General features: G+C 66.9%; 10 protein-coding genes and 1 pseudogene. 3 read left to right on the top strand and 8 right to left on the bottom strand.

The window, feature by feature from the left end; translation table 11 throughout:
- The 3 genes and pseudogenes from AC1DU6_RS10730 to AC1DU6_RS10720 form a co-directional block, all read right to left on the bottom strand.
- Nucleotides 1-311 (bottom strand): annotated as a pseudogene (locus AC1DU6_RS10730) (SPOR domain-containing protein); the annotation flags it as partial.
- Nucleotides 308-2026, bottom strand: coding sequence for an arginine--tRNA ligase (argS, locus tag AC1DU6_RS10725; protein WP_477857118.1), 1719 nt, complete (start codon nt 2024-2026; stop codon nt 308-310). The pseudogene AC1DU6_RS10730 and the gene argS, both read right to left, overlap by 4 nt.
- Before the next feature lie 54 nt (nt 2027-2080).
- Nucleotides 2081-2479: a VOC family protein gene (locus AC1DU6_RS10720; RefSeq protein ID WP_477857116.1), complete on the bottom strand. Its 399-nt coding sequence runs from the start codon at nt 2477-2479 to the stop codon at nt 2081-2083.
- Between the two features lie 40 nt (nt 2480-2519).
- Between AC1DU6_RS10720 and AC1DU6_RS10715 the strand changes: the two genes are divergently transcribed.
- From AC1DU6_RS10715 to AC1DU6_RS10705, 3 genes are all read left to right on the top strand, one after another.
- Entirely contained in the window at nt 2520-3857 is a 1338-nt protein-coding gene (locus tag AC1DU6_RS10715; protein ID WP_477857114.1) for a serine/threonine-protein kinase, read from the top strand.
- Between the two features lie 83 nt (nt 3858-3940).
- Nucleotides 3941-4243 (top strand): PsiF family protein, encoded by a 303-nt coding sequence (locus tag AC1DU6_RS10710; RefSeq protein WP_056200449.1) that lies wholly within the window; start codon nt 3941-3943, stop codon nt 4241-4243.
- Between the two features lie 160 nt (nt 4244-4403).
- Nucleotides 4404-4658 carry a glycine zipper domain-containing protein gene (locus tag AC1DU6_RS10705; protein ID WP_056201292.1) on the top strand — a complete coding sequence of 85 codons (255 nt, stop codon included), beginning with the start codon at nt 4404-4406 and terminating at the stop codon, nt 4656-4658.
- Between the two features lie 65 nt (nt 4659-4723).
- Here the strand turns inward: AC1DU6_RS10705 and AC1DU6_RS10700 are convergent, their stop codons facing one another.
- From AC1DU6_RS10700 to AC1DU6_RS10680, 5 genes are all read right to left on the bottom strand, one after another.
- Entirely contained in the window at nt 4724-7723 is a 3000-nt protein-coding gene (locus AC1DU6_RS10700) for a TonB-dependent receptor (RefSeq protein ID WP_477857111.1), read from the bottom strand.
- Between the two features lie 166 nt (nt 7724-7889).
- The gene (locus AC1DU6_RS10695; protein WP_477857110.1) at nt 7890-8849 is read right to left on the bottom strand and encodes a peptide ABC transporter ATP-binding protein; all 960 of its coding nucleotides are present in this window, start codon (nt 8847-8849) and stop codon (nt 7890-7892) included.
- Nucleotides 8842-9795, bottom strand: a complete 954-nt coding sequence (locus tag AC1DU6_RS10690) for an ABC transporter ATP-binding protein (protein WP_457321011.1) — start codon at nt 9793-9795, stop codon at nt 8842-8844. The genes AC1DU6_RS10695 and AC1DU6_RS10690 overlap by 8 nt, the downstream gene beginning before the upstream one ends.
- The gene (locus tag AC1DU6_RS10685; protein WP_477857108.1) at nt 9792-10688 is read right to left on the bottom strand and encodes an ABC transporter permease subunit; all 897 of its coding nucleotides are present in this window, start codon (nt 10686-10688) and stop codon (nt 9792-9794) included. The genes AC1DU6_RS10690 and AC1DU6_RS10685 overlap by 4 nt, the downstream gene beginning before the upstream one ends.
- Nucleotides 10685-11004, bottom strand: a 320-nt coding sequence (locus AC1DU6_RS10680; RefSeq protein ID WP_477857106.1) for a hypothetical protein, incomplete at its 5' end; no start/stop codon positions are given. The genes AC1DU6_RS10685 and AC1DU6_RS10680, both read right to left, overlap by 4 nt.

Genomic DNA, 11004 nt, shown 5'->3' with positions numbered 1-11004 from the left:
GCACTGGCGTTCGTGCTGGGCGGCGGCGGCGGCGCAGTCGCCACCGGCGCGTTGACGACACCGCTGGCGCTGCGGGCGGCCTTGCCGGCCAGCGGCGCGTTCGGATCCCAGTTGCGGTTGCGCTCGGTTTCGGCGGCGTCCTGCTCGGCCGTGCGCTGGGGCACCTTGTTCACGAAGGGGATGGGCACCTTGGTGATGTACAGGGCCACGCCCAGCGCAACGGCCAGGCCCACCAGCAGGCCGACGATCAGCCCGAGGACGAAGCCGCCTTTCTGGTTCTTTTGGCCGGCGGGTTTCGAGACAGCAGTCATTCGTTCTCCGTGAGGGATTCGGCAGATTCAGGAATATCGCGGTTCATCTGCTCGGGCGCGCTGACGCCCAGCATGCCCAGTGCATTGGCCAGCACCTGGCGCGTCGCGGCCAGCAGCGCGACGCGGGCGCGGCTCAGCTCGGGTGCCTGGTCCAGCACCCGTTCGGCGCCGTAGTAGGAGTGGTACGCACCCGCCAGATCGCGGGCATAGAAGGCCACGTCATGCGGCGCGATGCCGGCGGCGGCACCCGCCAACATGTCAGGGTAGGCGGCGAGCTTGAGCATCAGCGCCTCCTCGGTCGGCGCGGTCAGCAGGCTCACGTCGGCGTCGGCAATGGTCGACACGTTGCCACCCCATTTGCGGATGACAGAGCAGATGCGCGCATGCGCGTACTGCACGTAGAACACCGGGTTCTCGTCGTTGGCCTTCAGTGCCAGGTCGATGTCGAAGACGAACTCGGTGTCTGCCTTGCGGCTGATCAGGAAGAAGCGCACCGCGTCGCGGCTGGTCCAGTCGATCAGGTCGCGCAGCGTCACATAGCTGCCGGCGCGCTTGGAGATCTTGACCTCCTCGCCGCCCTTCATGACCGTGACCATCTTGTGCAGCACGTAGTCGGGGAAGCCCTGCGGGATGCCCATGTCGACCGCCTGCAGGCCGCCGCGCACGCGGGCGATGGTGCCGTGGTGGTCGGTGCCCTGGATGTTGATGCACTGCGTGTAGCCGCGCTCGAACTTGTTGATGTGGTACGCGATGTCCGGCACGAAATAGGTGAAGCCACCCTCGGACTTGCGCATCACGCGGTCCTTGTCGTCACCGTAGTCGGTCGAGCGGAACCACAGCGCGCCGCCTTCTTCATACGTCTTGCCATTGGCGACGATGCGCTCGACCGTCTTCTCCAGCTGGCCGCCGGCGTAGACGCTGGTCTCCAGGAAATAGCTGTCGAACTTCAGGCCGAAAGCCTGCAGGTCCAGATCCTGCTCGTGGCGCAGGTAGGCGACGGCGAACTGGCGGATGCTGTCCAGGTCGTTCACGTCGCCCGAGGCGGTGAACTCGCGGTCGTCGGCCTTGACCGTTTCCTTGGCGAGGAAGGCGTCGGCGATGTCCTGGATGTAGTCGCCGTTGTAGGCCGCCTCGGGCCATTCGGCGTCACCGGGCTTGAAGCCCTTCAGGCGCATCTGCGTGGAGTTGGCCAGCGTGGCGATCTGCACGCCGGCGTCGTTGTAATAGAACTCGCGGGTGACGTCGTGGCCCTGGCTCTGGAACACCGAGCACAGCGAATCACCCAGCGCCGCCTGACGGGCATGGCCCACGTGCAGCGGGCCGGTCGGGTTGGCCGACACGAACTCGATCATGACGTGCTTGCCCGTGGGCGCGCGGTGGCCGAACTTCGCTCCGGCGGCCAGCACCTCACCGACGACAGCCTGCTTGGCTTCGGGCTTGAGGCGGATGTTGATGAAGCCCGGGCCGGCAATCTCCAGGGCCTGCACCCAGGTCTGGAAGGCGGGCTTCGCTTCGAGGGCGGCGATCAGTCGGGTGGCCAGTTCGCGCGGGTTGGCCTTGAGCGGCTTGGCCAGCTGCATGGCGGCCGTGCAGGCGAAGTCGCCATGGGCGGCCTGCTTGGGGGATTCGAAGGCCACGGCGGCGTTCGATCCGGGGGCAATTTCCTGGAGGGAGTCGGCGAGTGCGGCGAGCAGCGCCTGCTTGGCTTGGATCATGGGCGGGATTCTAGGAGGCAGCCCCTGAACGCATGAGCCGCCGGCGGCGCCGACTCAGCCGGCCGTCGACTCGTGACAGGCGACGCAGAGTTTGTTGCCGTCCGGGTCGCGGAAATAGGCGCCGTAGTAGTTCGCGTGGTACTGGGGCCTCAGCCCCGGGGCGCCCTCGCAGCGGCCGCCGTGGGCCAGGGCCAGCGCATGGGCCTGGTCCACCTGCGCGCGATCGGCAGCCAGCAGTGCCACCATCTGGCCATTGCCGGGCACGTGCTCCTCGCCGTCGAAGGGCTTGCCAAGCAACAGCAAAGGCCGTGGCCCGGGGCTGCTTTGCCAGCCGGCCCAAGGTTTTTCGGGTTCGCAGAAGCGCTCGGCCACGCCCAGCAGTGCCATCAACGGGCGGTAGAACGCCAAGGCGCGCTCGAAGTCACGAGTACCGAGAAATACGTGGGAGAACAAGGGGCGGCACCTCCAGGAGCGGCCCGTATCATGCCTCGCGATGACCGCCTCTGCCGACGATCTGCCCGCCCATATCGGCCGCTACCAGGTGCTCAAGCGCCTGGGCGAGGGGGCGACCAGTGATGTCTTCCTGGCCCGCGATCCCTTCCAGGACAAGGAGRTGGCCATCAAGCGCATGCGCGCCTGGGCGCCGCCGCCCAATGCACCGGCCAGCGATTTCAGCAACCGCTTCTTCAGCGCCGAGGCGGCCCTGGCCGGGCGGCTGCACCACCCCAATGTCGTGGCCATCGTCGATGCCGTGTCCGAGGAGGCCGCGCCTTATCTCGTCATGGAGTACGTGCCCGGCGTCACGTTGAAGCACTTCTGCCGCAGCGACCGCCTGCTGCCGCTGGACCAGATCGTCGAGCTGGGTTTCAAGTGCGCGATGGCCCTGAGCTATGTCTACCGCCAGGGCGTCATCCACCGCGACGTCAAGCCGGCCAATCTGCTGGCCGTGCTGGACCAAGGCGGCCAGGTCGTCGACGTCAAGGTCAGCGATTTCGGCTCGGCGCTGAACCTGCTGGCCGATTCGACGCAGATCCACCGCGTCGGCTCGCTGGCCTATATGCCGCCCGAGCAGATCGAGGGCGGCGATGTCGACTGCCGTGCCGACATCTACGCCCTGGGCGCCGTGCTCTACCACCTGATCAGCGGCCGCCCGCCCTTCGACGCGCCGCACCAGATGGCGCTGATGCACCAGATCTACCACCAGCCGCCGCTGCCGCTGATGGGCCAGCGCCAGGGCGTCACCGAGGGGCTGGATGCCGTCGTGCTGCGCGCGCTGGCCAAGAACCCGCATGAGCGCTTCGCCGACTGGGAGAGCTTTGCGCAGGCCTTGTCGGCGCTGGTGGCCAGCCAGCAGGTGCCGCTGAACCGCCTCGGTGAGGTGCGTGACTCCGAACGTTTCAACCTGTTGCGCTCGCTGGAGTTCTTTGCCGACTTCGGCGACGTGCAGCTGTGGGAGGTGGTGAGGCGCGCGCGCTGGAAGCGCTACCCCGTCGGCCATGCCCTATTCAGGCGCGGCCAGGAGGGCAACAGCTTTCACATCATTGCCCAGGGCGAGGTCCAGGTCTTCCGCGACGGCCGGCTGGTGGCCTCGCTGGGCCAGGGCACCTCGGTGGGCGAGATGGCCTATCTGGCGCCCAACCCGGACCTGCGCCGCCACAGCGCCGAGATCCGCGTCAGCCAGGAGTGCACGACCATCTGCTTCACGCCCGAGTCCGTGGGTCAATTGAGCCCCGAATGCCAGCACCGCTTCGACCGCGGCTTCATCCGCGTGCTGGTGCGCCGCCTGCATGCGGCCCACGAGGCCCTGCACCATCCGCGAAGAATTCTGTGACGCCGATGAAACATGGCTTGGCAGTGTCATGGGCGCATGCTTGAATTGACTCGCCTATCCACCTCCCGAAGAAGGAGTTCCCGATGAAACGAATTGCCATCCTGCTCGCCTGTGCCGCCGTTGCCTTTGGGGCCCAGGCCACGCCGCAGCAGGACAAGATGAAGGCCTGCAATGCCGAGGCCAAGACCGGCGGCAAGAAGGGTGACGAGCGCAAGGCGTTCATGAAGGAATGCCTGTCCGGTGGCGCCGCTGCAGCATCTGCGCCCGCAGCTGCTCCTTCCAGCGCCGCCTGCGACAAGTCTGCCGCCGACAAGAAGCTGCATGGCGCCGCAGCCAAGAGCCACATCAAGAAGTGCATGGCCGACGCCGCCTCGGCGCCCAAGTGACTGGCTGACAAGCCCTGTAGGACGAGAGCCACCTTCGGGTGGCTCTTTGCTTTGTACGCTAGGACAAGTCCCACGCCTCATCGGCCCCTGGGCTGGTTCCGGCGCCGGCGGCTGGCGACGAAAGTTGACTCACCTGATCACCTCCCTCAAGGAGCAGACCATGAACAGCTTTGCAACGTTTTCCAGCCCGAATGGCGCCTATTGGCGCGTGACGGTCCTGTCCCTCGCCGCAGCCGCGACGCTGGCCCTGACGGCCTGTGCGGGCATGTCATCCCGTGAGACCAGCACCATCGTTGGCGCCACGGCGGGCGCCGTCGTCGGCGGCGCGGTGACCGGCACAACCACCGGTGCCGCCATCGGCGCGGCGGCCGGCGGCGTCGTCGGCAATGAAGTGTCGAAGAAGAGAAACCGCTGAGGAATGAAGAAGGCCGGCGCGAGCCGGCCTTTCCTGGATGCGCCGAGGATGCGCCAAGGCAAGTCTCAGAACTTGTAGCGCGCCTCCAGGTAGTACTGGCGGCCTGACGCGTCGACCTTCTGCTGCTCCGCCTCGCTATAGCGATAGGTGGCGCGGACCGGGTTGGTCAGGTTGGTGGCGCTGAACGAGATCTGCAATTCCGGTGTGACGTTGTAGTTGGCCGAGAAGGCCACGTTGGACACCGGTGCCGCGATCGTCGGCGCGGAAGGCATCAGCACACCACCGATGGTCGAATTGCCCTGGCTGTTGGCCGTCGGGGACGGTGCCGTGGTGCTCGACACGTACTTGCCGCGGTAGTTGTAGACCAGGCGAGCGCTGAACACGTCGTTTTCCCAGTACCCGCCCACATTGCCGGCAATCTTGGAAGCGCCGGTCATCGGGCGGCCGTCTTCGACGCGCGTCTCAGTGTAGCTGGCGTTGGACTGAAAGCCGAAGCCCCAGGCGATCGGCTGTTCCCATGACAGCTCGAGGCCGCGGATGCGGGCCTTCTGCTGCGTTGAGCTGTTGATCAGGTAGGTGCGGTACTGGTTGGTCGTGCCGTCGTACAGCTCGACGGTCTGGCCCGACGACGTGCCTCCGGTCTTGGCGTAGCCGTCGATCAGCGAACTGAAGCCGGAGAGCGCCAGCATGGCGCGCTTGTCGTAATACCAGGCCACCGAGATGTCCAGGTTGCGTGAGCTCATCGGCGTCAGGTTCGGGTTCGGGCCGGTCACCGTGCAGCCCTGCGAGTTGCAGGCTTGGGCTGAATAGGTAGCGCCGTAGAGGTTGTAGTTCTGGCGGCCGATGGTCTTGGACAGGCCCAGGCGGCCGACCAGGCCCGTGGCGAACTCATAGCGCAGGTTCAGGCTCGGCAGGATGTCGTCGAATGTGCGCCGGGTGCTCTCCTTTCGGTAGATCACGCCCGTGGCACCGTTGAAGGGCACGTTGTCGTAGTAGGGCTGGCCTTCGCTGACGTCGAGGATGGCGTCCGGGTAGGCGGCGCAGGGCACATAGGGCTTGCCCGGCTCGATGCGCAGGCAGGCGCCTGCCGGAATCGGCACGGGGGTGCGGGAGGTGACGGTCGTGCGCACCAGGCGCAGGCCGACATTGCCGGACCACTTCTCGCCTTCCAGGTTCTGCATCAGGTAGGCCGCGCTCTGCACTTCGCGCAGGTCGATGGAGCCGGAGATGCGGCGCTCCCATTGAGAGTTGGTTTGCTTGGCCAGGTCGCCGAAGAGGCTGGTCAGCGTGTCCCGCGAGAAATAGAAGCCGGAGTTGTCGAAGTTGCCGCCGAGGTACTGGCCGAAGTCGCCGGGGTAGGGCACGGCCAGGGCCGGGTCAGGCGCGTTGGCTGCCACGAAAGCGGACTTCAAGGCCACGGTCGACAGGCCGTATTGGCGGCGGTGATCGGCGTTGCGAAAGCCGAAGTTCATCGAGCTGAAGATGCCGCTGTCCTGCGTGTACTCGCCGTCGATGGCGAAGCTCTTCTCGCTGTCGATGGTGTGGTAGCGGTTCAGGCCGCTGCGGCCGGTCAGGCGGTAGCCGGGCGTGCCGGCGGCCGCGCTGCTGGCCAGGGGCGTGGTGCCGCTGCCGGCGTTGATCCAGCTGAAGTCCGGCGCCTTCTCCAGGTCGGTGATGTCGTACTTGATGCCCTGGCCGTAGCGCGAGTAGGTCAGGCCGCGGTCCATGTCGGTGTGGCCGACGCCCTTGGTTGTGCTCAGCAGGCCCTTGAGGGTCAGCTTGTCATTGACGACCCACTTGCCATCCAGGTCCAGGAAGCCGGAGCTGGCGTACGCGCCGCTGCGGTAGAAGCCTTCGGAGTCGCCGGCGTACTGGGCCGGCAGGCCGTTCGCGTAAGAGATTTCCGCGGACTTGAGCACGCGCAGCTTGTGGCCGTAGATGGTCTCCTCTTCGACGATTACCGGGTTTTTTATGGAGGCATAGACACGCTGGCCGTTGACGTTGGTGGCCGTGGTGCCGCCCAGCGGGCCGGACTGGCCGGCCAGCATCTGGTAGATGGCGCCCATGGTCGCGCGGCCGAAGTTGGCTGCGTTCATCTTGGAGTAGAAGCCGGTCAGGCCGACTTCGGTATTGCTGGTGGGCTTGAGCTGGCCGGAGAACATGCCGCCCTTGCGGTCGCGCACACCTTCCACGAATTCGGTGGACATCGAGCCGGGCAGGCGCACGCCGTTCAAGTCCGCTGCCTTGTAGGGTGTGCCTGCCAGCGAGGCGTCGGTGATGCCCAGCATGGTGGCCGTGTTGATCTGGTCCCAGCCGGAGTTGGCGCCGTAGGCGAAGCGCGAGGCGGTGTCGCGGCGGATGTAGCGCTTCTCGGCGAAGACCTGGCCGATGAAACCCAGCGTGCTGTCTTCGTTCTTCCAGTTCAGGCTGGCGTTGAGCTGCGGGCTGGTCTTGCCGGGCAGGTCGGCGTACACAGCGCCGGCACTGACCACGCCACTGAAGCCCTTCGGACTGTCCAGGGGTTTGCGGGTCGTCACATTGATGGTGCCGGCCAAGCCGCCGTCCAGGATATTGGCCTGCGAGGTCTTGTAGACGGTGGCCGAGTTCAGCACCGACGAGGGCATCAGCGACAGGCTGGTGGAGCGGCTGCTGGAGGCCTGGTCGGACAGGTACCAGTCACCGCCAGAGACGGTGTGGCCGTTGAACAGGATCAGCGACATGTCGGGGTTGGTGCCGCGCATGGCGACCTTCTCGGCCTCGTCGTAGTCCGTGCGCACGGCCACGCCGACGACGCGCTGCAGGGAGTCGGCCAGGTTCTTGTCGGGCATCTTGCCCACGTCCACGGCCGTGATGACGTCCACGTTGGCCGAGGCGTTGCGCTTGGCGTCCAGCGAGCTTTCCAGCGAGGCGCGGATGCCCGTGATGACGACCTTCTCCAGCGCCTGCGCGTCGGCCTTGGCCTTGGCGCTGTCCGGGGCGTTGGCCTGCTGGGCCAGGGCTGCGCCCTGCAGGCTCATCAGCAGGGCGGCGAAGCCACAGGTGATGGGAGTGGGCTGGAATCTCATGGTGTTGTCCTTGCGTTGCCGAATGCAAAGATTCTTGCGACGCAAGTCACACCCCATCAGGGGCCAAGCCCGCGAAGTCGGCACCGGAGCAACACTCCGCGCATCACGGAATGACGGCGGGGCATGTACGGCGGTTATGCCCGCCGCGCCTCACCTGCGAGTCACGTCAAACGACGTGGCAGGCGACGCGCCGCCCGTCCACCTCGCGCAGCAGCGGCACCTCTTCGCTGCAGCGCGGCACGGCTAGCGGGCAGCGCTTGTGGAAGCTGCAGCCGCTCGGCGGATTCAGCGGGCTGGGCAGCTCGCCATGGATGACGATGCGCTCGCGCCGGTCGGCCTTGCGCAGCGCCGGTGTCGCGCTCATCAGCGCCCGCGTGTAGGGGTGCAGGGGTGCCGCGAACAGCCGCTTCTTCTCGCCGATCTCCACGGCTGTGCCGAGGTACATCACCATGACCTCGTCGGCCACATGCTCGACGACGCTGAGGTTGTGCGAGATGAACACATAGCCCGTGCCGAACTCGTCCTGCAGGTCCATGAAGAGGTTCAGGATCTGGGCCTGGATGGACACGTCCAGCGCGCTGACCGGCTCGTCGGCGACGACGATGCCGGGATTCAGGATCATGGCCCGCGCAATCGCGATGCGCTGGCGCTGGCCGCCCGAGAACATGTGTGGGTAGCGGCGCAGGTGCTCGGGCCGCAGGCCCACCTTGGCCGCCAGCGCCGCCACGCGCTCGCGCCGCTCCAGTGCCGTCATCGGCGTGTTGATCAGCAGCGGTTCGGCCAGCGTGGTCTCGACGGTCTTGCGCGGGTTCAGCGACGCGAACGGGTTCTGGAACACCATCTGCACTTGGCGCCGCAACGACTTCAGCGTGGCCTTGTCGGCCGTCGCGGCATCGGTGCCGCTGATCTTCAAGGCGCCGCGCGTCGGCTGCTCGATCAGCGTCAGCTGGCGCGCCAGCGTGCTCTTGCCGCAGCCCGATTCGCCGACGACGGCCAGCGTCTTCTTCGGCGCGAGGGTGAAGCTGACGCCGTTGAGCGCCTTCACCGTGGCCTTGGGGCTAAAGAGGCCGCGGCTGACGCTGTAGTGCCGGGCGAGGTCGGTCGCTTCGAGGAGGAGCTCAGACATGGGCGTGCTCCTCGACGGGGAAGAAGCAGCGCACACCGTTCTCCAGCGCCGGCCGCTCGGCCACGCAGCGCGGCTGCACGCGCGGGCAGCGCGGCGACAGCAGGCAGCCCTTGGGCTGGTCCAGCGCGCCGGGCACGATACCGGGCAGGGCCGACAGGCGCGTGGCGCCCTTGTTGTGCTCGGGAATGGCGGCGAGCAGCGCATTCGTATACGGGTGGCGCGGCGCGTCGAACAGTTCTGGCACCGGCCCGGTCTCGACGATCTGGCCGGCATACATGACGGCAATCCGCTGGGCCATTTCGGCGACGATGGCTAGGTCGTGGGTGATCATGATCAGGCCCATGCCCTGCTCGCGCTGCAGCTTCAAGAGCAGGGCCATGATCTGGGCCTGGATGGTCACGTCTAGCGCGGTGGTCGGCTCGTCGGCGATCAGCAGCTTGGGGCCGCAGGCAATCGCCATCGCGATCATCACGCGCTGGTTCATGCCGCCGGAGAGCTGGTGCGGGTAGGCGCTGGCGCGGCTGGCCGCGTCGGGGATCTCGACCAGCTCCAGCAGCTCAACGACGCGCTGCTTCGCGGCCGCGCCGCGCAGGCCCAGATGCGCCTTCAGCACCTCGGCGATCTGCGCGCCGACGGTGTAGCTGGGGTTGAGGCTGCTCAGCGCGTCCTGGAACACCATGGCCACGTCGCGGCCGATCAGCGCGCGGCGCTCGGCGGCATTGAGCTTCAGCAGGTCGCGACCCTGGAATTCCAGCGCGTCCGCCGTGACCTTGCCCGGTGCGTCGATGAGCCCCATCAGCGCCAGCATCGTGACCGACTTGCCCGAGCCCGATTCGCCGACGATGCCCAGCAGCTCGCCCGCGTCCAGCGTCAGGTCCACGCCGTCGACGGCGGGGAAGTTGCCGAATTGGACCTTGAGGTTCCTGATGTTCAGCAAAGGCATCAGGCCACCTTCTTCAACTTCGGGTCCAGCGCATCGCGCAGGCCGTCGCCCATCAGGTTGATGGCCAGCACCGACACAAGGATGGTCAGGCCCGGCAGCGTGACGACCCAAGGCGCGCGGGTAATGTAGTCCCGCGCGGACGACAGCATGGTGCCCCACTCGGGCGTTGGCGCCTGCACGCCCAGGCCCAGGAAGCCGAGGCCCGCTGTCTCCAGGATGGCCGATGAAAACGACAGCGTCGCGTTGACGATCAGCGGCGCCATGCAGTTGGGCAGCACGGTGATGAACATCAGCCGCCACACGTGGGCGCCCGCCACGCGGCTGGCCGTCACATAGTCGCGGCCGATCTCGCCCAGGGCGGCGGCGCGCGTCAGCCGCACATAGCCTGGCAGCGCACCGATGGCGATGGCGATGACGGTGTTGACCAGGCCGGGGCCGAGGATGGTGATGACGCAGATGGCCAGCAGCAGGGCCGGCAGGGCCAGCACGATGTCCATCACGCGCATGATGGCGGGCGACAGCCAGCGCTGGAAGAAGGCCGCCAGCAGGCCCAGCAGCACGCCGGGCATGAGTGACATGACAACGGCCRCCAGGCCGATGCCCAGCGACACCCGCCCGCCATGCAGCAACCGGCTCAGCATGTCGCGGCCCAGTTCGTCGGTGCCCAGCAGGAAGCGCGAGTTGCCGCCCTCGGCCCAGATGGGCGGCGTCAACATGAAATCGCGGTATTGCTCGATGGGGTCGTGCGGCGCGATCAGCGGCGCGAGCAGGGAGGCAACGGCGATCAGCGCGAAGACGATGAGGGCAATCAGGGCGCCACGGTTGGCGGCAAAGCCGAGCCAGAACTCGCGCAGCGGGCCGGGCGGCTCGATGGCAATGACGGAAGTCGAATTCAAGCGGAAGTCCTTGACGATTCAGGCGGCGTGCCTTTTCGCGATCTGATTGCTGCCCAGAAACACGGAACCGCCAGCGCTGCCGCACCCTCTGGTATCCACAAGCTGGCGCGCCACCTCGCGCGCCATTCGTCGCGCAGATCAATGAGTTGCCCGTCCCGCTCCACGCCAATCAAACGGCCACCGGCCATGTAGTAGGTGCGGGTGATGCCCAGGTCGGCGCCTGCGCTGGGATATCCGCAGAAATCGCGTGTGCAGCTGATTCGACCGCGGCCCGCGGTTTGAAGAACGTAGCCCTTGTTTTCAGGCTGCATGACAG

This window comes from Roseateles sp. P5_B10 (assembly GCF_056400485.1).
Note: the sequence above shows the minus strand (reverse complement) of the source record. Positions and strands in the feature narration are given on the sequence as shown.